The sequence below is a fragment of the Bifidobacterium simiiventris genome (genome assembly GCF_019331715.1).
GTDB classification, from domain to species: domain Bacteria; phylum Actinomycetota; class Actinomycetes; order Actinomycetales; family Bifidobacteriaceae; genus Bifidobacterium; species Bifidobacterium simiiventris.
In genome coordinates this window covers 98,526-124,022 of sequence record NZ_JAHBBG010000003.1, presented here as the reverse complement: position 1 = coordinate 124,022, position 25,497 = coordinate 98,526, and the positions used below count along the sequence as shown (strand labels likewise).

Here is a 25,497-nt window from a genome sequence, read left to right as displayed (position 1 = left end):
AACGGCCGCGATCAGTCGTGCAGGAAGACGGTCATCTCGTTCTCGCCGCGGTTGGCCCACGCGAAGTACGGGATCAGCGTCGCGGTGACCGGCTCACGTTTGGCGGGCCGGTACTCGGCGTACAGCGGCGCGAACGCCGGCGACTCCGCGGACGCGCCGGCCGGCACCGGCTCACGCCACGCGGGCACCTCAAGCTTGACCATGTCGCGGGTCACCTCGTCGACCTCGCCCTGGCCGTCCGCGTCGATGCCGGCCGCACCTGCATGGAACTCGAACGGCACGACCTTCACCGACGACGGGTCCGCCAGGATCGCCGCGACGTCCGCGTGCAGCAGGTGCAGGTTCGCGCCGTTGTCCCGCTCCTCGGCGCAGAACGTGATCGGGCCGCGCACGAACGCGACGCGACCCGCGTCCTCGCGCACCATCGGATTCGCCTTCATCATGCGCACCGGCATCGGGAAGTCGAACGTCACCTCGTCACCGTCACGCCACTGGCCGGTGAAGTACACGTAACCGTCACGCACCGCACGCACGACACGGCCGTCGGCCTCACCGGACGCCGAGATCGCACCCGCCGCGGCGTCCGTGGAACCGGCCCAACCCGGCAGACGGAACGCCAACGTGAACGTCGCCGCGGAGGCCACGTCGGCAGACTCCTCGGAACCGAGCCGCACGGTCGCCGCGCCGTCGCCCTTCCACGGCAGTTCGGCCGCCACGTCCAGCGTCACGTCCGCGCCGCCGAGCGTCGCCCGCGCCACGCCGCCCATGTACAGGTGCGTGAACAGGGTGGACGTATCGTCGCTGACCGTGTACGCGTACTCCTGCACCGACTCGACGATGCGCGCGATGTTCGGCGGGCAGCACGCGCAGCCGAACCACTTCTGACGCACCGGCTTGACATGGCCGACACGGTTGTCCTTGTGGCAGGCGTACGGGTTGACCTCGAGCGGGTTGACGTAGAAGAAGCTCTTGCCGTCGAGCGCCATGCCCGCCAGCGTCGTGTTATACAGCGCCTGTTCCATCACGTCAGCGTATTCGGCCTTCGGCGCGATCTCAAGCATGCGGCGCGCGAAGAACGCGAGCGAGATCGCCGCGCACGACTCGGAATACGCGGCGTCGTTCGGCAGATCGTAGTCGTACGAGAACGCCTCGCCGTTCACCGTGCCGCCGATGCCGCCGGTGATGTACAGCTTCTTGTCGACGATGTTGCGCCACAGGTTCTCGCACGCTTCGACCAGCGAGGCGTCGTCGGTGAGCTTGGCAACCGCGGCCATGCCCGAGTACAGGTAGCCGGCGCGCACCGCATGGCCGACCGCCTCTTTCTGCTCGCGCACCGGCTTGTCGGCCTGCGTGTACTCGCAGTCGAACGTCCAGTTGGTGTCGGAGTAGCCGTCGCGCTTGTCGCGCTCGCCTTCGTAGATGAAGTAGTTCGGTTCGGTGCCGCGTTCGTCGATGAAGAACTTGGCGAGGTCGAGGTACTTCTTTTCGCCGGTCAGGTCGGCCAGACGCGCGAGCGCCATCTCGGCGATCTCATGGCCCGGGTAGCCCTTGCACTGGCCTTCCTTCGGACCGAAGTACTCGCCCACGTAGTCGGCGAAACGCTCGGCGGCCTTGAGCAGCTTGTCCTTGCCGGTGCCCTCATAATACGCGATCGCGCCCTCGATCAGGTGGCCAAGGCAGTACAGTTCGTGGTGCCAGCGCAGGTTGTGGAACGCGCGGTCCATGCCGTTGAGGATGTAATAGGTGTCGAGGTAGCCGTTGTCGAGCTGCGCCGCGCACACGATGTCGATCGCGCCGTCCGCGGTGGCCTCGAGTTCGGCGTCCGGATGCTGGGTCAGGCTGTAGCCGACCGCCTCGATCCACTTCGAGAAATCCGTGTCCTGGAACACGAAGCCGTAGAACTTGTCCGGATCGGGGTGCTTGGGGTCCTCGGGCTTGGATTCGAAGCCGCGGTAGGTGTAGGCCGGCGGGACGAACTTCTTGCCTTCGGTGTTCTTGCGCTGGTTCTGCGCGGCGGCGGCCTTGAAGTTGTGCATGCAGTAGCTGGGGGCGGCGCCGGGAACGTTGTCGTTGAGCGCGTTCCACTGGAACGGGATGACGGCGGTGCGCACGAGTTCCTGCTCGGTGTGCCAGAACGGGTCGGTGACGATGACGTTGCGCAACGCGAGCGGCTTGCTGTGCTGCGCGGTCGGGTTGGGCTGCGCGGATGCGGTAGACATATCGGCTCCTTTGACTTATGCCGGTGACCGGCCGATTGCCGGTTATCGTTGACGAACGATGCCTACCGTACGCCGTCCGCCACGCACCGATAGGTGGACAAATCGTTGACCAAGTGGACTCGATGACGGATTTGTGCCGAGTGCCGCACATTGCTGTTATACTGTTAAAAATGTAAGTTAACGCATTTTTAACATGTTAAAAATGTATATTTTTGCATTTTTAACAACGGAAGGTACGTCATGCGCAGAACGATTGACTCGCAACTCGCCCAGTGGAAGGATTCCGCGCATCGCAAGCCGCTGGTACTGTTCGGGGCACGGCAGGTCGGCAAGACGTATGCGATCACCCATTTCGCCGACCGCGCGTTCGATAACATCGCGTACGTCGATTTCTCCCGCGACGAACGGGCCGCGGCGATTTTCGGCCAATCGATCGCGCCGACGGACATCATCCACGGGCTGGAAAGCCTGCTGCGCATGGACATCAGCCCCGAGCATACGCTGATCGTTCTGGATGAGATCCAGCTGTGCGAACGGGCGCTGACCAGTCTCAAATACTTCTGCGACGATGCACCGCAGTATCACGTCATCGCCGCCGGCAGCCTGCTCGGCGTCAAGGTGAACCGCAGCAAATATTCATTCCCCGTCGGCAAGGTCGACATGCTCACGCTGCATCCGATGAACTTCGAGGAATACCTGTGGGCAAAAGGCGAGGACCGGCTCGTCGACGACATCCGCGAGGCATACGACAGCCCGACCCGGCCATTCATGCTTCACGACAAGGCGATGGAGCTGGTTCGCGAATACATGCTGGTCGGCGGCATGCCCGAACCGACCAAGGCATACATCGAATCCGGCGGCTCGTTGCAGACCGCCCGCACCCTGCAACGCAACATCACCACGGCCTATACGGCGGACATGGCCAAGTATTCGTCCGCACGCGAGACCCAGCGCATCCTCGAGGCCTGGAACAGCATCCCCCGCCAGCTTGCGAAGGAAAACCACAAGTTCCAGTACAAGACGATCCGTTCCGGAGGTCGCGCCAACGCGTATCAAGGCGCGCTGTCGTGGCTGGTCTCGGCGGGCATCATCACCCGATTGACGCAGGTGAGCGAACCGACCGCGCCGCTCAGGGCATTCGAAGATCCCTCGACGTTCAAGGTGTACATGGCCGATACAGGACTGCTGTCGTGCGATTACGACGTGACGCTTACGGATCTGATGCCGGCGGACGACAAGGCGTCCGCATTCCGCGGCGCGCTGAACGAGAACTACGTGCTGCAACAGCTCACGGCGGCCGAAATCCCCGCATACTACTGGGGTAACCTGAATCGCGGCGAAGTGGAGTTCATCGTACGCGACCGCGACGGCAACGTGGTGCCGATCGAGGTCAAGTCGGGCGGCAATGTGACAGCGCGCAGCCTCGTCGCATATCGCGCGAAGTACCGGCCGGCCTATGCGGTGCGACTGAGCGCGAAGAACTTCGGCGTGGAAGGTGATCTCAGGAGCATTCCCCTTTACGCTGCATGGGTGCTGGCCGAGCGCATCCGCTAACGCCCCGATTGCCAATGGAGTCGTCCGGAAATAGTTGCACTGACGATATCCCAGTGCGACTGTTTCCGGACGACGGGGCTGATTTCCGAGAATAGTTGTGCTGGGACAGAATGGGGCGCGGCGACCGGAACCGGATAGCGCGAACGATCATCCGTCTCAGCCGATGGTGCCGTCGGCGGCCTTGATGCGGTCGTATTCGGCACGGGTGAGGGACATCACGCCACCGTGTTTGGTGTGCGGGGCCATATAGAAATCGTTGGAGCGCAGGTAGTCGAATCCGCGATCGGGATCGGTCGACACCATCGGACGGTAGCCGATCGACGGAATCACGTCCACATACAGATACACGCGATCATCCGAATGCGAGGCGAACAGCGCCGGACCTTCCACACCGCCAGCATGATGGTCGGGCGTCCAGTCGACGCCGATGTTCTTCTGGATGACGTGCCACTCGGTTCCCGGCTCCCACCAGCGCTTCGCATCGGTCGAGTCGAGCCAGATGTTGGAGGTCTGCGGTCCGTTGTCCTTGGTCGCGCGGTAGGTGCGAATCGTGCCGTCGGGCAGCACGCGCTGGATCATCGTCGTGTCGATCGTGTCGCGGCCGAGGTCGATGAACAGGCCGCCGTACTCGTACGTCTCGTTCGTGAAATCGCTTGTCGCGCCCCACATCACACGGTCGTACACCGAATCGTCCTTGTGCTCGACGTTGTCGTCGGCGAACAGCTTGCTCGACCAGTACAGCACGAACGCGCCGCGCGTGCCGCCGTGTTCGGCCTCGGAACCAGCCGGATAGTAGTCCGGCACCCACAGTGCCTCCGGAGCCCACGCCATGCCGAGCTGCGCATGCGTGCCGTCGGCGCGGCGGGACACGTCGAGCGCGTGCGGTTCGCTCCAGTGCACCAGATCGTCGGAGTACCAGATGATGAGATTCGTGCTGCCGTGATGCGAGAACGCATACCAGTCGCTGCCGCCGTCGGACCCGCTGCCGCCAGCGAAGACCTGCAGGTCGGTGGCGATGATGTAGACGCGGCCGGTTTCGGGATTGCGCACGAGATACGGGTCGCGCACGCCGGTGGTGCCGAGCGTGGAGGTGAGGATCGGGTTGCCGCCGTTCAGCGGATGCCAGCGTTCCGGATCGTCGCCTTCGGATAGGTCGAGGTAGATGCGTTCGGTGTAGTGCTCGGGGTCTTCGATGAAGTGGACGAGCAGATAGCCGTACGGATCGTTCAGATCGATGGGAGTTTTCATGATGATGCCTTTCGGGAAAGTGTCAGTCGAGGTCGACGGGGCCGCCGAGGGTGATGACGTTGAGGGTGCCGGCGGTGTCGCGTGTGGCTTCGGCGTAGAGCCGCAGGTCGCCGGCCGACTCCTCGGGGACGAGGAACAGGTCGCCGTGGCCGCCGCCGAACATCGTGCCCGGCAATCCTCCGAGCACGACGCGTCCCAGGCACAGGTCGTCGGTGAACGCGGTCAATTGCAGCCCGTCGCCGTCGAACCGCACGACCGTGTTCATCGAGCACACGGCATCGGCGAGCGCCGCACGCGGCACGCGCAGCCACACGCCTTCGCCGGGCGCGACGCTCAGCGGCAGCTTCACGGAACGCACATCATCACACGCACTATCCGCCGCGGCGCGCAGTTCGGGCAGGCCTTGTGCGGCCATCGTCCAGCCGGTGATTTCACGGCCCGCGAGCAGCGTCATGCGCCCGGCGTTCTCGCCCCATGCGCGCCAGACGACGACAGTGAGTTCGTCGCCGTCGTGCACTTCGCCGAGCCACAGGGTCGGCTGCAGCGGGGTGATCGAACCGACCGTGCGACCGTTGAGTCGCACGTCGAGCCGAGCCTCGCCGCGGCGCACGTGTAGTGCGGCGACGGTCGCATCGCCCACGTGCAGCACGCGCGTGTAGGCGAGCTTGTGCGGCCAGACATCGGTGGTGCGTCCGCCGAGTCCGCCGCGCGGTTCCGGATCGGCGCCGAGCACGAGTCCGGCGTGCTGGAGACGCTGCTCCTCGGCCGGATCGTCGGGATCGTAGACGGTGAGCCAGCCGGAGCCGAGATCGATGGTCTGGTTGACGGCGAGCGCGCCGGTGATGCCGCGTTTGGCGGTCAGTCGCAGCGATGGCAGACGTGCGTCGTCGAAGTTGGAGTGACCCCAGATGCGCGCGGTGACGGACAGTTCGTGCGATGCGGCCGCGGTCGGATCGTAGCCGGATTCAACCACACTATCCGCGACGACGTCGCCCAGATGAGCGCGGAAACGATCAGGAACGAACGGCACATAGAGAGCCCCGCCGCCGTTGGCCTGCCACGGCGTGAAGATTTCGCGTCCATCATGATCATTGGTGTCGGAATCGCGACCGTTACGATCATCAGTATCGATGTCGTGAAAGTCGCGATCACCGTACCGCACGCTGATCGTATCGGCCGCATCACGCAGCACGACACCGGTCACAGTGCCGTAATCCGCAGCGTCGAGTGCAGCCGAGTACCGCATGGCCCCGGCATACCGACCGACATCCTCCATTGGCAATGCACGACCGTCGTTCGCCGACGGATCGATCCTCGACCATGCCGGCTGCGTGTCGTCCGTCTCAACTTCGGTGACCGTCGTGACCGGCGCACTGGTCGGCGCGTACTGTTTGACCGGTTGGGAGACGACGATCCGGTACGCGCGTGCACCGCCGCAGATGGTGAATGCGACCGATCCTTCGGTGCCGGAGACGAACAGCGCATCGTGTTCGATGTGCGTCTCCACGTCACCGCACTGACTGCTCACGGCGATCGCGGAATCCTCACCGGGCGCGAACGCCGCCCACACCTGCCCCGCATGCATGGTCGGCGCCGACAGTTCGATCACGGTGCGTTCACATGCCGCGTCGTTCTGCACATCGTCTTCACTCGAACCGGCAACGTTCGTCGAATCTTCACCCGAATGATCAGTCTGTACGGTATCGGTATGCAGACCGATCAGTTCTCCATCGGTCGCACACAACGTCAGCCGATCGTCCACCGGAAGATCACGGACGATCATCATGCCGGCACCGACCGGCACCGTCACGTCCGGCAGCGACAGTTCACGATCGCGGGCCGTGGCCGACACGGTCGGCACCGCCAGATCGTGCTTGGAAACATTGGTGAGCGTGAGCAGCTGGCCGCCGCCCGCCAGATCGAGGATGCCGATGCCGAGTTCGGTGTTGACCGCGGCAACTGCTCGATTGGACGCATCGACGTCAACAAGATGTCTCGACTCCGCTTCGCTCCGCTCGACATGACACTCACCTTGCCCGGCGTGGCAGGATCGGACGCCTACTGTCTCGCGGAACGCAACCGACTGGGATTCGGCCGGTTCGGCGGCCGCGAGCCGCTCCCCCAACGCCGCGATGATCGCGCTCAGTCGACGCGCGTCGTCCGCGTCCTCGCGTTCCTGACCGGCCGGGTCGATCACGCCGCCGAAATCGTAGTCATGGGTCATATATGACTCAAGATGACCCCAATTGTTCACGGATGTGGAGAAATCGTAATCCCATCCCGACACCTGCAGGAACGGGCCGACGAACCGCGCACCCGCGCCGACCATGCGGCGCAGCGTGCGATGCCAACGGTTCGTTTCGGTCACGATCAGCGGCACGTCGTACCGGTCGGCGGCCGCACGGTAGTAGCGGATGTGCGCATCCATGTCGACGCCGTTGTCGTCGGCGTACAGGTTGACGGCCGGGGTCACGCCGTTCGCACCGCCGAACGCGCGCTCAATGTCGCCTTGGCCGGCGCACGCGACGATCGGCACGTCGATGCCGGCCGCGCGCATCATGTCGGCGAGCGCGCCGATGTAGCCGCGCGGATCGCGGCAGGAGTAGAAGTCGAGTTCGTTGTCGGCCTGCACGGCGATGACCGGGCCGCCGTGGCCGTACTGCTGGCGGGCGATGATAGGCAGGATATGGCCGTACCATTCGCGCACGGCGTCGAGGAAGCGCGGGGCGTTCTGACGCAGCGCGGTACGGCCGCCGCCACGCTCCGGGTCGGTGGCGACCCATGCGGGGATCGCGCCGCCGTCCCATTCGGAGCAGATGTAGGGGCCGGGGCGCACCATCGCGTAGAGGCCGGCCGCGTGGGTCATGCGCAGGAATTCCTCGATGTCGTGGTTGCCGGCGAAGTTCCACACGCCGGGCGCGGTTTCGTGGAAGTTCCACGGGATGTACACGTCGATGGCGTGGTAGCCGAGTCGTTTGACGGCTTGCAGACGTTGCTGCCACTGGCCGCGCGGTACGCGGAACGGGAACAGCGACGCGCACAGCAGCACGCGCGGCTTGCCGTCGATGACGATGCGGTTGTGATCGCAGGTGACTGAAGATGTGAATTCTGTCATGATGATCGCTTCGAAGTGAGGAATGGCATCGTGCTGCGCGCGATGCCGTCGAACAGCATCGGCCGCGGGCCGATTCCGATATGAAAGAGGCCCGTGCGGGGCGAAAGGAGAGAAAACCCGCACGGGCCGGAATGGAAAAGGAGAAGGAAGAAGATGGGATGGTGGCCGTGACTGAATCCGCGTTGCCGTTACGGACTCGGTCTCGACCGGTTCTTGACGGATAACGACCCTAACTCAGCAACACGCACGCGCTCCTGTTGAGTTACGGCCATTTCAGGCCCTGTGAACGACCGTAACTCAATGAGGGTGCGTCGTTCCTGTTGAGTTACGGTCGTTTACGAGGCGGGAAACGACCGTAACTCAATGGTTGCGCGCGGTTGTTGCTGAGTTACGGCCGCTACGGGAAGCCACCGGGCTTCCCGCTTAACGGCTCGCCTTCGGCCCCGCAACAGCGGACCTCGCTACGCTCGGACTCAATCCGGCCTTCGCTCGACTACCGCCTCGCTCAGGCTGACGCTACGGGAAGCCCACCGGGCTTCCCGCTTAACGCGTCAGCCCTTCACCGCTCCGATCATGACGCCCTTGTTGAAGTACTTCTGGAGGAAGGGGTAGAGGATCAGCAGCGGGAGCGTGGAGACGATGATCACGCCGTACTTGATCTGGTCGGCGATCTGCTGCTGGGCGACGGCACTCACGCCGGAACCGGTCGAACCGGTGGCGGCGGTCTGCGCGCCGAGCAGGATCGACTGCAGTACGTTCTGCAACGGGTACTTCTCTTCCTTGTTCACGTAGATCAAGCCGGTGAAGTAGTCGTTCCAGTGGCCGACGAAGTAGTACAGCGCCAGCACGGCGATGATCGCGGAGCTCAGCGGCAGGACGATCTTCATGAAGTAGCCGAAGTAGCCGATGCCGTCGATCTGCGCGGCGTCATGCAGGTCCTCAGGAATCGAGGTGTCGAAGAACGAACGCGCGATGATGAGGTTCCACACGGAGACCGCGCCGGGCAGGATGAACACCCACATCGAGTTGAGCAGGCCGAGATCCTTGTACAGCAGGTAGTTCGGGATCATGCCACCGGCGAAGTACATGGTGAACGTGAACAGGAACATGATCACGCGGCGTCCCCACAGGTCCTTGCGGGACAGGGCGAACGCGGCCGGGATGGTCACGATCAGGTTGACGGCGGTGCCGACCACGGAGTAGATGATCGTGTTCAGGTAGCCCTGCCAGATACGGTCGTCGGCGAAGACTCGCTCGTAGCCCTTGAACGTGATGCCCTTCGGCAAAAGCGTCACCTCGCCGTCGCTGACCATCTGCGGGTTCGAGAACGACGCGATGACGATGAACCACAGCGGGTAGATGACCGCGACGATGACAGCCGCGATGATGACCCACATGATGATGTCGACGACCCAGTCGGATACGCCCTTGGTCTGCATCTTGTGCTTGTTCCACGGGATCTGTCCGCCGTCAAGCTTGGCAGGCATTGCTGTTGTTGCGCTCATAATGGTTCCCTCCCTGCCTTAGAAGATGCTCGTTTCGCTGACGCGCTTCGAGATGAAGTTCGCGGCGACGACGAAGATGAAGTTGACGATGGTGTTGAACAGGCCGATTGCGGTACCGTAGCTGAACTGGAAGCCGATGATGCCGATGCGGTAGGTGAAGGTCGAGATGACCTCGGAGACCGGCAGGTTCATGGCGTTCTGCATCAGCCAGACCTTTTCGAAGCCGACGGCGAGCACGGAGCCCATGTTCATGATGAGCAGGACGATGCAGGTCGGCATGATGGTCGGGATGTCGACGTACTTGATGAGCTGGAGTCGGCCGGCGCCATCCATCTTGGCGGCCTCGTACAGCGAGGTGTCAACCGCGGAGAGGGCCGCGAGGTAGATGATGGCGTTCCATCCGCAGTGCTGCCAGACTTCGGTCAGCCAGTAGATCGGGGCGAACGCCTTGGTGGATTCCATGAGGATCTGGCCGTGGAACATCTTGCCGATCATGCCGGTGTTCGGGTCGAGGAAGATGTTGATGAGCGAGACCATGACGACCGTCGAGATGAAGTGCGGCATGTAGGTGATGGTCTGCACGAAGCCCTTGACGCCCTTGGAGCCGATCTGGTTGATGAGCAGGGCGAGGATGATCGGGGCGATGAAGCCGAGGATCAGCGTTCCGAGTGCGATCACGACGGTGTTGCGCATGATGTCCCAGAACTGCGGGGTTTCGAAGAACTGCTGGAAGTATTTGAGTCCGACGAACTTGCCGCCGGTCAGGCCGGCCAGCGGGTCGAAGTCGCGGAAGGCGAGCTGCAGACCATACATCGGCACGTAGGCGAACAGGCCGACGAAGATCACTGCGGGCAGCAGCATGAGGTACAGCACCCAGTTGCGCTGCATCTGACGCTTGAATTTCGCGCCGAAGGTGGCGTTGTTTTCCTGAACGGTTCCGGCGGGCTTCTTCGCCGCGACCGAGGCGGTCTTGCCGCTGGTCACCGGAGCCTCTTTCGTTGCGGATGACACATTTTCTCCTTTTTTGTGACCGAATCGTGCGCACCTATGTGTCGTTGTGCTGATTCGGTGAAGTCAAACAGACCGTAAGACATGGAAAGCGCGTTGCGAAACACAAGTCATCTCGGCTCCCCTTGCTGGGGGAGCTGTCAGTCGAAGACTGACTGAGGGGTAGTCCGACGTTTTGGAACGCCTGGCTTTGACGCTCCCCCAGTCAGCTTCGCTGACAGCCCCCCTCAGCTGAGGGGGCCGAGAATGCGAGAGACTCGCAACGCGCTGTATTGTTCAGTCGATCAGTATTGATCAGATTCGTTCAGTTCGAATCCGGATCAGTACTTCTGCTCCTGGTACTTGTCGTACCACTTCTGCCACAGCTCGATGTTCTGCGTCATGCCGAGCTTGTTGACCTTCTCGACGAACGCGTTCCACGAATCGTCGGTGATCTTGTCGGTGCCCTTCATCCACTTGGCGATCTGCGGGTTCGCGTAGTTGAGGATGTTGGTGTTGTTGTTGGAGATGGTCACCTGGTCGGTCTGATCGGGCTTGACCCAGATCGGCATCGCGTCGGAGTTCTTGTCGTAGTTGGCGTAGTCGGCCTCGTACGGCTTCTCGGCCTCGGCGATGGCGTCGGCGTTCACGTCGCCCTTGATGGTGACGTCCTTCGGGAACCAGCCGGCGAAGCACTGGCCGAAGCTGTACTGCACGGTGGTGTCGGCGTAGAGCTTGTCGGACAGGGTGTAGGTGTTGTTGCCGTCATCGGTGACCAGATCCGGGATGTCGCCGTAGTACTGCTGGATGGAGTACTTGGTGGAGTACAGCAGGTTGACGAGCTTCAAGACGGTGTCCATGTTCGGGGCGTCCTTCTTGATCGTCAGGTGGTAGTTCTCGTACTTGCCGTAGTCGCCGGAAGCGTCCCAGACCACGTCCTTGTCGGACATGCTCGCGGTGGCCTTCGGGGTCGGCATGGAGACGTACTGGTCCTTCCAGGAGCCGAACGCGGCCTTCTGGTAGGTGAACGCGAGGCCGACGGTCGGGGCGGACTCGGTGCCCGGCAGCTCGTCGACGTCGTTGGTCAGCGCGTCGGACGGGATCAGGCCCTCACCGAACAGCTTGGAGTACCATTCGATGACCTGACGCAGGTTGTCGGAGGTCATCCAGGAGCCGACCTTGCCGTCCTTGATGGTGATGCCGTTCTGCCACGGGCCGCCCTGGGCCTGCGTGACGGAACCGGTCGAGTTCAGGGCCAGCATCGGGGTCCACCAGCCGTAGCCGCCGGTGCCGATGGCGTTGAGGTTGAACGGGATCTCATCGGCCTTGCCGTTGCCGTTCGGGTCCTGCGTCTTGAACGCGATGAGGACCTTCTCCAGCTCGTCCCAAGTCTTCGGCATCTGCAGGCCGAGCTTGTCGAGCCAGGTCTTGTTGATCATCCAGTGCTGGGAGTTGGCGCCCATCGGGAAGCCGGCGGAGATGACGGAGAACTTGCCGTCGAGGTCGGCGACCATACGGCGGGCCTCCGGGTTCTCCTTGAAGAACGCCTGCACGTTCGGCAGCTTGTCGAGGTGCTGGGAGATCTCCTCGAAGTACGGGTACTTCAGCGTGTCGTCCGGGCCGAAGGCGCGGATGGCGACCTGCGGGACCTCGCTGGAGGCCAGCATGCCGGCCTTCTGCTGCGCCCAGGCGTCCTGCTGGACGACGGTCCACTTGATGGTGCAGCCGCAGTCCTTCTCAAGATCCTTGATCCACGGGTTGGTGTCGACCTTCTTGCGGCCGGTGCCGTCGTACTGGACGAGGACATTGATGATCGGATTGCCGTTGGCGTCGACTTCGCCGGAGGCATTGGACTTGCCGCAGCCGGCGAGGGCCATCGACATCGCGCCGACCAGTGCGAACGCGGTGCATGCCTTCTTCATCGTTGAATTCATGGGAACCTACCTTTGGAACCTTCCTTTTTTGCTCCGTCAAAGCTGACACGCGCGGCAACATCGCTCCTCGGCTTGGCGCGTCTCCGCGCCTCGCTTAGCCGTTCGGTGACCGACCTCCCAGTCGTTCACTGATACGTATCAGTTGATGACAAGAAACAATATAGCGCCCGTTCTTATTCGTGTCAAATTAACGATATCGGTAATTTGAAAAAATCTTGTGATTGGTATAAGTTAACTAATCAGAACGGCTTATTCGTTTCAGTATTTTCAAGCCTTCATCAACGAGGAGTGGTTATGGTTACCATGCGCGACGTAGCGGCCAAGGTCGGCGTGTCGCAGGCGACAGTATCGTACGCCCTGCGCGGTGACCCCAGCATCTCCGAAAAGACCCGCCGCAAGGTCCTCGACGCGGCCCGCGAACTCAACTACTCGACCAACCTGTCCGCACGCAGCCTCAAATCAGGCCGCAGCGGCGCCATCGGACTCGTGCTGCAGGATCTCGGCAACCCATATTCGGTATGCGTCGCCGACGCGTTCTCCAAATACGCGCTCAAACACGACATGCAGATCGTCATCCAGCAGACGCTGTACCAACAGGAAAACGAGACGTCGATCCTCGAACACGTCACGAGCGCGTTCTGCGACGCGGTCATCTTCAGCCCGACCATCATCTCCAGCTCGCGCATCAAACAGCAGCTCGCCGGCAAACCGGCCGTGCTGCTCTCCCCCTCCGACGCCGCGCCCGAACTCGACGCGATCGTGACGCCATGCCAGGAGGGCGCGTTCACGGCCACGTCGTACCTGCTGTCGACCGGCTGTCGGCGACTGCTGTTCCTCGGCAAACCGTTCCAGCCGTACGAGGTGACCTCGGTCAGTCCGAACACCGGAACACAGCGCATGGCCGGCTTCCAGCAGGCGCTGATGCGCAACGGGCTGCCGCTGGAGCCGGAACGGTTCATCGACAGCAAGTGGAATTCGTCGTACGGACGGTGGGCGATCGAGAACACGATCGACCGCGGGATCGAATTCGACGGAATCGTGTGCGCGAACGACGCGCTCGCGCTCGGCGCACTGCGCGGCGTACAGGACCACGGACTGCGCATCCCCGACGACGTGTCGGTGATCGGATTCGACGGCGTGGTCGAAGCGACGACCAGCAACCCGTCGCTGAGCACGATCGCATTCGACTTCGACGACATGGCCAAGCAGGCGATCGACACGATCCTCGCACAGCTCAACGACGACGATGCGGACGGCGACGGACAGACCGTCAGTCCGTCCGCGAGCGCGGCCGACAACGCGCGCGCCGGCGGTTCATCCGCCGCGTCGGCCGCCGCCCCCAAGCGGCTCATCGCCAAATACCGCCTCATCGTGCGCGAGTCCACACGGTAACTGCGTTTTTCGGCTTCCTCGTCACCCCGATCAGAAGCGAAGTGCACGTCCTACCTGTCATTTCGACCGGAGGCGAAACCGACCCCCTGTCATTTCGACCGGAGGCGAAGCCGGAGTGGAGAAATCTTCCCATCCCATCACGCAAGATTTCTCCACTCGCTACGCTCGGTCGAAATGACAGAGTCAGTACTTGTCGCTCGGTCGACATGACAAAGTCATGATCCGCAACGACTCGCGGTAATCACGCCCCAGTCACTACACTTGATACACAGCATCATTCCCCACCGAAAGGAGCCCGGTCATGGTCACCATGCGCGACATCGCCGCCAAGGCCGGCGTCTCCCAGGCCACCGTCTCGTACGCGCTGCACGCAGACCCGAGCATCTCCCCCGCCACGCGCGCCAAGGTCCTCAAGGTCGCCGAGGAACTGCACTACACGGTCAACATCTCAGCCCGCATGCTGCGTTCCGGCAGATCGAACGCCATCGCGCTCGTCTTGCAGGAGCTGCACAACCCGTACTCGATGCACATTTCCGACGCGATCTCGCAGTATGCGCTCTCGCGCGGCTATCAGACGCTCATCCAGCAGACCATGTACGCCACCGAAAACGAAGTGTCCGTCCTGCGGCACATCTCCAGCGAGATCTGCGACGGCGTGATCTTCAGCCCGACCAAGCTCAGTCTTGCCGAGGTGCGCACGCGGCTGGGCGGCAAGCCGACGGTCATGCTCAACCCGCTCGAGCAGCACGCCGGCTACGACATGATGAACGTCGCCTGCGAGCAGGGCGCGTTCACGGCGACCTCGTATCTGCTCTCGCGCGGGTGCAAGCGGCTGCTGTTCTCGTGCGCGGACTTCCGCGAATACGACGACATCAAGAACGCGTGGGATTCCGGCTGGCAGCGCGTGGCCGGATTCCAGCGGGCGCTGTGGCGCAACGGCATCGAGCCGCAGCCGTGGAACTTCGTGCGCAACCATTCGTGGAGCCGCGAGGCGTCGCGCGAGGCGATCATCGAGGTCGTGCGTTCGGGGCTTGATTTCGACGGCGTGGTGTGCGTGAACGACGAGTCGGCGATCGGCGTGATGCGCGGGCTGCTCGACTGCGGCGTGCGCATCCCCGAGGATGTGTCGGTGACCGGGCTCGACGGCATCGAGGAGGGCAAGTTCTACACGCCTTCGCTCACCACTATCGCGATGGATTTCGACGATTTCGCGAAGCAGACCGTCGACACGCTCATCGACCGCATCAACGGGGCCGGCGACCCGCCGCGCGAGATGACCGCCGTCTCCCGCCTCGTCGTACGCGAATCCACGCGGTGATCGTCACGTAATTCATTCACAAGCGGCCGTAACCGAGTCATCATCCGGAAACGGGGACTCGGTTACGGCCGTTGTCGTCTCAGGCCGGCCTCACACGCGGTCGAGCAGGTAGATGCGGGAGGCGAAGTCCGGGCCGAGATCGGTGTCGTCAATGCCGATGCGCATGAGCTCGCCGCCGGAACGCACCGCGTCGAACCGGCCGTCCGCGGAGACGACGTGGTAGCGAGCCGTCTCGTCCAGGCCGCGCAGCCGCAGCCGCGACTTCGGCTTGTTCGGCACGCCGAGGATCACGTAGTCGCCGACGATCGCGTGCGCACGGTCCGCGGCCACGCTCATCCACGCCATGCGACGGTGGTCGTACGGGGCGACGAGCCGGTACAGGTCGCCGTTGTGCAGCAGCGGCGCGTGTTCCTTGAAGAACGCGACCTGCCCGGCGATTTCGGCCAGGTCATCGGCCGAAGTCGAGGTCAGGTCCATCTCGTAGCCGAACGTGCCGAACATGGCAACGTTCGCACGGGTCGAGAGCGGCTCGTTACGGCCGGTCTGGTGGTTCGGCGTGATCGAGACATGCGCGCCCATCGTGGCGACCGGGAAGAAGAAGCTCGTGCCGTACTGGATCGACATGCGTTCGACCGCGTCGGTGTCGTCGCTGGTCCACGCCTGCGGCGAGTACGCGAGGATACCGTAGTCGAAACGGCTGCCGCCCGACGCGCAGCCCTCGATGATGAGGTCGGGGAACGCGGCGAACAGGCGCTCGTACAGGTCGTATACGCCGAGGATGTAGCGGTGCATGAGCTCGCCCTGCCGCTCGGCGCCGCGCGTCGCGTCGAACGCCTCGGTGATGAAGCGGTTCATGTCCCACTTGATGTAGGCGACGTTCGCGGTGCTCAGGATCGCGTACATCTGCGCGTAGATGTTGTCGACCACGGCCGGGTTGGCGAAGTCGAGCACGTACTGGTGGCGGTACACGGACTGGCTGCGGCCCGGCGTGGCGATGACCCAGTCGGGGTGGGCTCGGTACAGGTCGGAGTCCTTGTTGACCATCTCCGGCTCGAACCACAGGCCGAACCGCATGCCGATCTCGTTGATCTTGCGGGCGATGCCGGCGATGCCCTCGGGCAGGCGGTCGGGGTTGGCGGTCCAGTCGCCCAGGCCGGAGCGGTCGGAGGTGCGGGCGCCGAACCAGCCGTCGTCGAGCACGAACAGCTCGATGCCGGCGTTCTTGGCGAGCCGCGCGAGGTCGAGCAGCTTGTCTTCGGTGAAGTCGAAGTACGTGGCCTCCCAGTTGTTGATGAGCACCGGGCGTTCGCGGCGCGCCCAAGCCGGGCGCTGCAGGTGGTCGAGCACGATGCGGTGGAAGGTCTGGCTCAGGGCGTTCAGGCCGTTGGCGCTGTAGCCGAGCAGTGCCTCCGGGGTCTGGAACGATTCGCCGGGCTCGAGCCGCCACGCGAAGCCAAACGGGTTGATGCCCAGTTGTAGGCGCGTGGCGCCGTAGGTGTCGACTTCGGCGTGCAGGTCGAAGTTGCCGGAGTAGACGAAGGTCAGGCCGAACGCCTCGCCCGCGTCCTCGGTGGTGGCGGGGCGGGCGAACACGGCGGCCGGGCTGAAGTACGGGCCGGACGCACCGCGCAGGGATTCGATCTGCTGGATTCCTGGGTGCAGGGGCTGGCGCTGCGGCGTGCGTTCGCGCGCCCATGCGCCGGTGAACTCGATCATGTCGTAGTCGGTATCCGGTAGGTCGAGGTTGAAGCTGGCCGCGCGGGTGAGGGTGAGCGGCTCGGTGCCGTGGTTGGCGATGCTGGCGGAGCGGGCGATGACCGCCTCGTCGCGGAATAGCGTGTAGCTGAGCGTCACCGCGAGACCGGTCGGTTCGTCGACGAGGTCGATGGTGAGGGTTTCGGCGGCCGGCGAGTCTTCGAGGACCTTGCCGTCGAGAGCTTCGGGGAACGTGGCGGGCAGACCGGGCAGGGCCGGCTTGCCGGGCGCGACCCGGTAGCCGGCGAAGCGCAGGTCGGTGATGTGCGAGCCGTTGGGCTGCGCCACTTCGATGGCCGGGTGACGGTAGTCGCCGTGGCCGAATTCCGGGTATTCGAAGCGCTGGTGTTCGGGGAAGCGCTGGCCGTCCTCGTCGCGCTCGGTGGCGGACTGCACGCGGAAGTGGTCGTCGATGAGGTAGCCGAAATCGGTCGATTCGACCGCTTCGCCCGCCGGAGCCGTGGTGCCGTTGGCCGCCGCGTCGAGTCCCGCGTCCGGCACCGCCGCGCCGGTGTACAGGTTGACGAGCTTGCCGTCAACCACCTTGAGGATCAAGCTGACCTGTCCGTTGGTCAGATGAAACTGCTGAAGATTATCGTTAACGATGATGGTCATGAGGAATCCCTCGATTGTGGTGGTGTGTTTTGTATGCCATTATGCCAGCTGCCGCCGTGCGCACACGCCACAATGCTGGCGGACCGTCGGCAGTTTGCACATCGAGAGGCTGATTTTCGCCCCTGCACAGGTCGGTTTGACGATCGAGAGGCTGTGTTGCTGGCCGCCACGGACGCCAGCACCCCCTAACCGACCGTGTTGTATTGGATCTGACGGGTATCGTCCGGCGGATCAGCCTCTCGATCGTCAAACCGACCTCGTCACATGCGAAAATCAGCCTCTCGATCGTCGAAGTGCCCGTCCCGCAGAGGCCAAGCCCCGCAGAACAGGCACTGACACGCATCATTCGTTCGCCGCGGCGCCAGTCGCCACGCGAATCATCGCGTACTGCGACTCGTACAGGCGGTAGTACGCGCCCTTCTTGGCGAGCAGCTCCGCATGCGAACCGTGCTCCATGATCTGCCCGTGGTCGATGTAGAAGATCTCGTCCGCGTTCTCGATCGTCGACAGGCGGTGCGCGATGATGAAGCTCGTGCGCCCCTTGAGCAGATGCTGCAAGCCGGCCTGCAGCGCCTCCTCGGTACGCGTGTCGATGTTCGACGTCGCCTCATCGAGGATCAGGATGCGCGGGTCGGCGAGCAGCACGCGCGCGAATGCGATGAGCTGGCGCTGGCCGGCCGACAGGGTCGAACCGCGCTCCTCCACCACCGTGTCGTACCCGTCGGGCAGCTCCATGATGAACTCGTGCGCATGCACGGCCTTCGCCGCCGCCTCGATCTCCTCGTCGGTCGCGTCGAGCTTGCCGTAGCGGATGTTCTCGCGCACGTTGCCCGAGAAGATGAACGTGTCCTGCAGCATCACGCCCATCTGCCGGCGCAGCGACTCGAGCGTCACATCGCGCACGTCATAACCGTCGATCGTCACGGACCCTTCCGACACGTCGTAGAAGCGCGACAGCAGGCTCACGATCGTCGTCTTGCCGGCGCCGGTCGGCCCGACCAGCGCGATCGTCTGGCCGGGCTCGACGTGGAAGTCCACGAGGTTGAGGATGTTGCGGCCGTCGTCCTCGTAGCGGAACACCACGTCGTTGAAGTCGACGCGCCCGCGGATCTGCGGCAGGTCGGCCGCGTTCGGCTTGTCGGCGATCTCGGGCTTGACGTCGAGCGTTTCGAAGATGCGCTCGAGGTACGCCGAGCAGGTGACGAGCTGGTTGTAGAAATTGCCGATGTTGATGACCGGGTTCCAGAAGTTGTTCGCGTAGCCGACGAACGCGATCAGCATGCCGGTGGTCACGTTCACGCCGCCGAAGCCGGTGATGCCCACGAAGTAGATGAACGCGATGGTCATCACGGAGATGGTCTGCACGCCCGGCCACATGAGGAATTCGATGTGCTTGGCGTGCATCCACGCGGTACGCACGTCGTCCTGCTGCTGCTGGAAGATCTCGAACTGCTTCTTCTCGCGCGCGAACGTCTGCGTCGTTTTCACGCCGGCGATCGACTCGTGGATGAACGCGTTCAGGTTGCTCTGCTTGTTGGACAGCTTCTGGTAGGCCTTGCGCTGGAAGTACTGCAGACCGCGCACCCAGATGATGAGCACGGGGAACAGCAGCAGGCTCCACAGCGCGAGCCGCCAGTCGATCGCGAACATCACGATGAGCGTGACGAAGAACGTGAACACGTCCGCGAACACGCTGATCAGGCCGGACGAGAGCGTATCCGACAACGTGTTCACGTAGTTGACCACGCGGATCAGGATCTTGCCATGCGGTCGCGAGTCGAAGTAGCTGAACGGCAAGGTCTGGATGTGCGTGAACAGGTCGCGGCGCATGTCCTTGAGCATGAGCTGGCCGACGCGCGTGATCGCCACCGTGCGGTAGCGCAGCGCGAGCTCGTAGATCACGATCAGACAGAACAGGCCGGCCGCGAGCAGGCCGAGTTTGCCGAGATCCTTGTTCGGGATCGCGTCGTCGATCATGATCTTGGTCAGATACGGTACGGTGACGACGATGCAGCTCATCGAGATGACGACCGCAAGGATGCGGGCCACCTTGGGCAGATACGGTTTGAGATAGTTGCCGACGCGCAGGATGTCATGGAAGTTGATGGTCTCCTCGAGTTCCTCATCCTCGCGATAGGTATTGCGTTGTGCCATGAAAAGTCCTTGTACAAGTCCTTGATACGGATGTCGTTGCCCACTCACGTTGTCATTTCGAGCGACGCGAAGCGGAGTCGAGAAATCTTGCCGGATCATTGCCGCACGAAAGATTTCTCCGCTCGCTTACGCTCAGTCGAAATGACAACGCACGCATAATGATCAGAAGCCTTGCGAAGCGCCGGACTGCATGCCGAGCTGCTTGTGGTAGATGTCCCAGTAGCGGCCGTGCTGCGCGACGAGTTCGGCGTGCGTGCCGCGTTCGACGATGCGGCCGTGCTCGAGCACGAGGATCAGGTCGGAGTCCTTGACCGACGAGATGCGGTGCGCGATCGTCACGATCGTCTTGTTGCCGTCCATCTCGCGCAGGTGCTTCTGGATCTCGGCTTCCGTCTCCATGTCGACGGCCGACGTGGTGTCGTCCATGATGAGGATGCTCGGGTTGTCCGCGAGCGCGCGGGCCAGCGACAGACGCTGCTTCTGGCCGCCGGACAGGCCGACGCCGCGTTCGCCGACGACCGTGTCGTAGCCTTGCGGCATGGCCTTGATGAAGTTGTCCGCGCCGGCGATCTGCGCCATCTTGTGGATGTAGCAGTCGTCGGTGTCGGAGCCGGCGCCGAAGCCGATGTTGCCGCCGATCGTGTCGGAGAACAGGAACGTGTCCTGCGCGACGATGCACACCTGCGAGCGCAGGGTGGTCAGCGGCCAGTCGCGCGCGTCGATGCCGTCGATGAGCACGTGGCCGACGGTCGGGTCGTAGAAGCGCGAGATGAGGCTGACGAGCGTGGACTTGCCCGCGCCGGTTTCGCCGAGGATGCCGAGTTTCGCGCCGGCCGGGATGGAGAAGTCGATGTCCTTGAGGATCGGGGTCTCCGGATCGTCGGGGAAGGCGAAGCTGACGTGGTCGAAGCGGATTTCGCCGCTGATGCGGTCGGGGGTGGTCGGATGCGGCGCGCCGACCTGCTCGGCGATGGCGACGGCCTGTTTGACGGTCTCCTTCGCGTCGGGCTTTTCGGTGATGCGCGGCTGTTCGGTGAGCAGGCGGCGGATCTTGATGCAGCTGGCGTTGAAGCGCTGCCAGTCGTTGATGAGCCAGCCGGAGGCGCGCACCGGGCCGTCGATCATCCACAGGAACGAGTTGAAGCTCACGAGGTTGCCGAGCGTCATGTCACCCTTGATGACGAGGAAGCCGCCGAGGCCGAGCGTGATGAGCTGCAGGCTGAAGCCGAGGCCGTCGAGCCAGGGCATGTACTTGCGCGAGTTGTAGGCGAGCGCCATGTTGCGCTGCATGTAGTCCTCGTTGTGCTCGTCGAACTTCTGCGTCTCGTACGGTTCGCGCACGAACGCCTTGACAACGCGGTTGCCTTCGATGTTCTCCTCGACCATCGAGTTGAGGCTTGCGAGCGAGTTGCGGATCGCGAAGAACAGCGGATGCGCATGCGTGGAGAGGCTGCGCGTGAGCACGAAGATGAACGGCGTGACGCAGGCGAGCGCGAGCGCCAGTCGCCAGTCGATCGAGAACATGACGCACAGCGCGCCGATGAACATGACCACGCAGTCGGCGATCTGGTAGCTGACCCAGCTGAGCATGTGGCGCAGCGCGTCGGTGTCGGAGGTCATGCGGCTCATGATGTCGCCGGTGCGCGTGTGGTTGAAGTAGGTGAAGTCGAGCTCGTGCAGCTTCTCGTATTCGTCGCACACGAGCCGGTAGATGGAGTTCTGGCCGAAGCGTTCCATCCACATCTGGTATCCGTATCGCGAGGCGACGCGGATGACCGTCATGACGATCATGAGCATGCAGAAGTGCAGCAGCCGCTCGGTGTGGCCTTGGGTGATGACCTGGTCGACGATCATGCCGGTGATCAGCGGGATGGTCAGGGCCATCGTGTTGTTGGCGCAGAACAGCAGCATCGCGCCGGCCACGCGCGGCAGATCGGGCTTGCAGTAGGGCAGAATCCAGCGCAGGTTGCCCTTGTCTTGGTTTTTCGTCGGATCGACGTACATGTGAGGAAATCCCCGCATTCTTGATTGTTTGCTTGTGGTATGGTGCGGCGTTCTCCCCGCCGCACGCGACATTCGCTGCCGCCACGATTCACGACCGTCGTGTTTCGAGCGTCCCGCAACCGGCGCTCTCCATCGCCGGCCGAAACCCCTGTTCGGATTCGCAAACGTGAACTAGGTTAGTCGAACGAGATTACGTTTCAACCTTACGCCTGTGTGCGTGTTGCCTTGATATTCCAACGGTTTGCGGTGATTCGCCGAAGTTTTCGGCTCGTTGCGAAATTATCGTTCGCCGCCGTTTTACGCATGTGGCGGTTTTCTCGTCGAGGATTGCCCGGCGAGAAAAACTGCCACTGGAAAGAGCGAGGGAGCGCAGGGACGTCTTGACGCGTCGCCTGCGGCGCTGCAATTACGGACCTCGCTACGCTCGGACTCAATCCGACCTTCGCTCACCTACCGGCTCGCTCAGGCTGACGCTACGCGAAGCCCACCGGGCTTCGCGTTTACGCGTCAGCCGACATGCCGCTCGAAGCGCTTGAAGCTGAGGATGCGGTCGATCTGCTCGAGGGCGTCGGCGGGCAGTTCCACGCCGGAGGCGGCGATGTTGGACTCGAGCTGGCTCGGCTTGCTCGCGCCGACGATCACGGAGCTGATGACCGGCAGGCGCAGGATCCACGCGAGCGCCAGCACCGGCATCTTGATGCCCAGTTCGTCGGCGATCTTGCTCAGCTGCTCGACCTTGTCGAGGTTCTCGTCGGTGAGCAGGGCGTTGATCTGGTGGTCGGACTGCCAGGTCGCGCGCGAGCCAGCCGGCAGCGGCTGGCCCTTGCGGTACTTGCCGGTCAACAGGCCCTGCGCGAGCGGGGAGAACGGCGTGATGCCGATGCCGTAGCGCTCGCAGGTCTCGACGATCTCGTGCTCGATGTAGCGGTCGACCATGTTGTACTGCGGCTGGACGACGGTCAGCGGGTGCAGGCCGCGCTCGGAGATGATGCGCTCGGCGCGCTCGAGACGCGCGGCGCTCCACTCCTCGGACACGCCGTAGTACAGGATCTTGCCCTGGTCGACGAGGTCGCTCAGGGCCTGCAGCGTCTCCTCGAGCGGCGTGGTCGTGTCGAAGCGATGGCAGTAGTAGAGGTCGATGTAGTCGGTGCCAAGGTTCTTGAGGCTGCGCTCGCAGTTGTTGAAGATATGCTTGCGGCTCAGGCCCCGGCCGTTGACGCTCTTGCCGGTGCCGAAGAATACCTTGCTGGAGATGACGAGGTCCTCGCGCTCGTGCTTGGCGATGAACCGGCCGAGGAAGCGTTCGGCGTCACCGCCCGAATACGCATCCGCGCAGTCGTAGAAGTTGATGCCGGCGTCGAACGCGGCGTCGGCGATGGCCATCGCGTTGTCGACGGCGGCGGTGTCCTCGAGCCGGGTCATCCAGCTGCCGAGCGCGATCTCGCTCACCTTGATGCCGGCCTTGCCCACGTTGCGGTACTTCATGGTTGCTCCTTATTTTTATGTCGTACAGCGTCCGTTGCAGATCGAATCGATTCACCAAACGCGATCGCAGCAGCCGTGCCATCGATCTCACCCGGAACCGTATCCGATGTTTACGCTAACAACCCTAAAGGTTCAACCCCACTTGAACGCAAATCGCGAAACGCCGATACCTCCTAGCCATGGGACGGAATTTATCAGCCACATGCCATCGCATGAGCCAAACCCCGAACAGCCGGACACGAAAAAGCCTCCCCGCAACGCACCGGAAAGGTACGCCGCGAGGAGGCCACGTCCGATCGCGGTCGTGCGCGCAGAATAAGGAGAAGTTAAGACGCGCACGAAGGCGATCATGCCCGCCCAAGCCCGAGTGTTCCCGACTCGGGCAAGGTGGGAAATTCAGTTATGCGAGAAGAAGGCTCACTTCTCCCAGCCGATGTTCTGCGGCAGGTTGCCGGCGAAGCCGGACGGACCGTAGTTGGCGAGGCCCTTCTTGACGGCCACGTACTGGCCCGGGTTGGAGACCGGGACGGTGCCGTAGAGCTTGAGCGCGGCCTTCTCGGCCTCGTTCATGGCCTTGACCTGGTCGTCGTACTTCTCGTGGGCGCCGGCTGCCTTGACGAGCTTGTCGACCTCGTCGGAACCGACGTAGGTGAAGTTGGACGGGCCGTCGGAGGTGTACAGCTGCGGGGCGGAGGTCACGAAGCCAAGGGCCGCGCCGGCCTGCCAAGCCATCGGCAGCACCTGGTAGTCGCCGTTCATGACGGTGTCGGAGAACTTGGACTCGGCCACGTTCACGACCTTGATCTTGATGCCGGCCTTCTTCATCATCGCCTGATAGGCGTTGGCGAGGGCCTGCTGGGTGGCGTCGTCGCCGAAGAACGTGAAGGAGACCTCGAGGGTCTTGCCGTCCTTGGCGTAGTAGCCGTCGTCGCCCATCTTGTAGCCGTCGGCCTCGAGGGTCTTCTTGGCGTTGTCGGTGCTGAACTTGGACTCGGCGGGCATGTTGTCCTCATAGCCCTTCTGGAACGGCAGCAGCATCTCGGAGCCCGGGCGCTTGGCGTCCCAGTCCATGCCCTGGAACTGGATCTTGTTGTAGGTGTCGGCGTCGAAGGCTTGGGTCAAGGCCTTACGCACCTCAAGGTCGTCGAGCGGCTTGGACTTGCCGTTGTACTCGAGCACGCGGGTCTTGAGGCTGTAGCCGTAGCGCAGCTGGGCGTCCTTGACGGAACGCACGGCCTTCAGGTTGTCCTTGGTGGAGATGGACGTGGAGGCGTCGATCTCACCGTTCTGGAACGCGTTGATCTCGGCGGTCGAGGACATCACCTTGTAGACGACCTTGTCGAGCTTCGGCTTGTCGCCCCACCACTTCTCGTTCGGCACGAAGGTCACGCCGTTGTCGTTGAAGGAGTCGACCTTGTACGGGCCGGCCGCCCACTCGTTGTGCGGGTTCTTGACCCAGCCCTGGGTGAAGGTCTTGGCGTCGCCGGCCTCCGGGTTGACCAGCGCGGAGAACACGAGCTGCCACGGGTAGTACGGCTCGGAGTAGGTCACGATGACCTGCTTGGCGTTGTCGCCCTGCTTGACGCTGGCGATGCGGTCGAAGCCGTCGGTGCTCGGCGGGTTGTAGTTGGAATCCTTGCCGTTGAGGGCCTTCCAGGTCGCCTCGAACGCGGTCCAGTCGATGTCCTTGCCGTCGTTCCACTTGGCCTTCGGGTTGATGTCGTACTGCACGACCATCGGGTCGGAGCTGACGAGCTTCATGTCGGTCAGGTAGTCCGGGTTGACCTCGATCGGGTCGCCGCCGACCTCGTCGGTCATGAGCAGCTGCGGCTGGTACCAGCCCCACAGCTCGGACATGTAGCCGGTGTTGCCGTCGGTGGACAGGTAGTTCCAGTTGGAGGTGATCTCGGAGATCGGCAGGGTCAGCGTGCCGCCGTCCTTGACCTTGTCACGGTCCATGTGGTTGTCGTAACGCTGGTCGGCCTTCGGCATCGGCAGCGTGCCGGTGTACGACGAATCGAAGCCGGCGGCCGGTTCCTCGGTCGCGGTGGCGGCTCCGTTGGAGCCGTTGCCATTGCCCGTGCTGCCGCAGCCCGCGAGCAGCATGGCGAAGGCAGCGACGGATGCCGCGACGGCGGTCATCTTGCGCATGTTCTTCATGGTTGTTTCCTCTCTAATAAACCTGCGCGAGATTCCCCCGCGCAGGGTCCGA

14 protein-coding genes are annotated in these 25,497 nt (G+C 63.2%); 3 read left to right on the top strand and 11 right to left on the bottom strand.

Annotated elements, in window-relative coordinates; genetic code table 11:
• Positions 1–11: 11 nt before the first annotated feature.
• Entirely contained in the window at positions 12–2,219 is a 2,208-nt protein-coding gene (locus KIH76_RS04705) for a glycoside hydrolase family 127 protein (RefSeq protein ID WP_214372600.1), read from the bottom strand.
• A gap of 240 nt (positions 2,220–2,459) precedes the next feature.
• On the opposite strand from KIH76_RS04705, the gene KIH76_RS04700 reads away from it, so the two are divergent.
• A complete protein-coding gene (locus KIH76_RS04700) occupies positions 2,460–3,773 on the top strand; it encodes an ATP-binding protein (protein ID WP_219069575.1) in 1,314 nt (437 codons plus the stop codon).
• 156 nt (positions 3,774–3,929) lie between these two features.
• On the opposite strand, the gene KIH76_RS04695 is transcribed toward KIH76_RS04700, so the two are convergent.
• The 5 genes from KIH76_RS04695 to KIH76_RS04675 all read right to left on the bottom strand — a co-directional run bounded on the left by KIH76_RS04695 (position 3,930) and on the right by KIH76_RS04675 (position 12,562).
• Positions 3,930–5,021: a glycoside hydrolase family 43 protein gene (locus tag KIH76_RS04695; RefSeq protein WP_219069573.1), complete on the bottom strand. Its 1,092-nt coding sequence runs from the start codon at positions 5,019–5,021 to the stop codon at positions 3,930–3,932.
• Positions 5,022–5,043: 22 nt separating this feature from the next.
• Positions 5,044–8,136, bottom strand: coding sequence for a beta-galactosidase (locus tag KIH76_RS04690; RefSeq protein WP_219069571.1), 3,093 nt, complete (start codon positions 8,134–8,136; stop codon positions 5,044–5,046).
• Between the two features lie 551 nt (positions 8,137–8,687).
• Positions 8,688–9,641, bottom strand: a complete 954-nt coding sequence (locus tag KIH76_RS04685; RefSeq protein ID WP_219069569.1) for a carbohydrate ABC transporter permease — start codon at positions 9,639–9,641, stop codon at positions 8,688–8,690.
• Positions 9,642–9,659: 18 nt separating this feature from the next.
• Positions 9,660–10,652, bottom strand: coding sequence for an ABC transporter permease (locus KIH76_RS04680; protein WP_338023575.1), 993 nt, complete (start codon positions 10,650–10,652; stop codon positions 9,660–9,662).
• Between the two features lie 317 nt (positions 10,653–10,969).
• Positions 10,970–12,562, bottom strand: a complete 1,593-nt coding sequence (locus tag KIH76_RS04675) for a type 2 periplasmic-binding domain-containing protein (protein WP_219069567.1) — start codon at positions 12,560–12,562, stop codon at positions 10,970–10,972.
• A 294-nt stretch (positions 12,563–12,856) separates the two neighbouring features.
• On the opposite strand from KIH76_RS04675, the gene KIH76_RS04670 reads away from it, so the two are divergent.
• Both KIH76_RS04670 and KIH76_RS04665 read left to right on the top strand, forming a co-directional pair.
• Positions 12,857–13,954: a LacI family DNA-binding transcriptional regulator gene (locus tag KIH76_RS04670; protein WP_219069565.1), complete on the top strand. Its 1,098-nt coding sequence runs from the start codon at positions 12,857–12,859 to the stop codon at positions 13,952–13,954.
• A 301-nt stretch (positions 13,955–14,255) separates the two neighbouring features.
• Complete coding sequence (locus KIH76_RS04665; protein ID WP_219069563.1) at positions 14,256–15,272, top strand: LacI family DNA-binding transcriptional regulator; 1,017 nt, start codon at positions 14,256–14,258, stop codon at positions 15,270–15,272.
• Between the two features lie 90 nt (positions 15,273–15,362).
• Here the strand turns inward: KIH76_RS04665 and KIH76_RS04660 are convergent, their stop codons facing one another.
• The 5 genes from KIH76_RS04660 to KIH76_RS04640 all read right to left on the bottom strand — a co-directional run bounded on the left by KIH76_RS04660 (position 15,363) and on the right by KIH76_RS04640 (position 25,445).
• Positions 15,363–17,642: an alpha-galactosidase gene (locus KIH76_RS04660; RefSeq protein ID WP_219069561.1), complete on the bottom strand. Its 2,280-nt coding sequence runs from the start codon at positions 17,640–17,642 to the stop codon at positions 15,363–15,365.
• A 342-nt stretch (positions 17,643–17,984) separates the two neighbouring features.
• Positions 17,985–19,796 (bottom strand): ABC transporter ATP-binding protein, encoded by a 1,812-nt coding sequence (locus tag KIH76_RS04655; protein ID WP_219069559.1) that lies wholly within the window; start codon positions 19,794–19,796, stop codon positions 17,985–17,987.
• A gap of 162 nt (positions 19,797–19,958) precedes the next feature.
• Positions 19,959–21,800, bottom strand: coding sequence for an ABC transporter ATP-binding protein (locus tag KIH76_RS04650; protein WP_219069767.1), 1,842 nt, complete (start codon positions 21,798–21,800; stop codon positions 19,959–19,961).
• Positions 21,801–22,307: 507 nt separating this feature from the next.
• Entirely contained in the window at positions 22,308–23,285 is a 978-nt protein-coding gene (locus KIH76_RS04645) for an aldo/keto reductase family protein (protein WP_214372616.1), read from the bottom strand.
• 417 nt (positions 23,286–23,702) lie between these two features.
• Positions 23,703–25,445 (bottom strand): ABC transporter family substrate-binding protein, encoded by a 1,743-nt coding sequence (locus tag KIH76_RS04640; RefSeq protein WP_219069557.1) that lies wholly within the window; start codon positions 25,443–25,445, stop codon positions 23,703–23,705.
• Between the last annotated feature and the right edge of the window lie 52 nt (positions 25,446–25,497).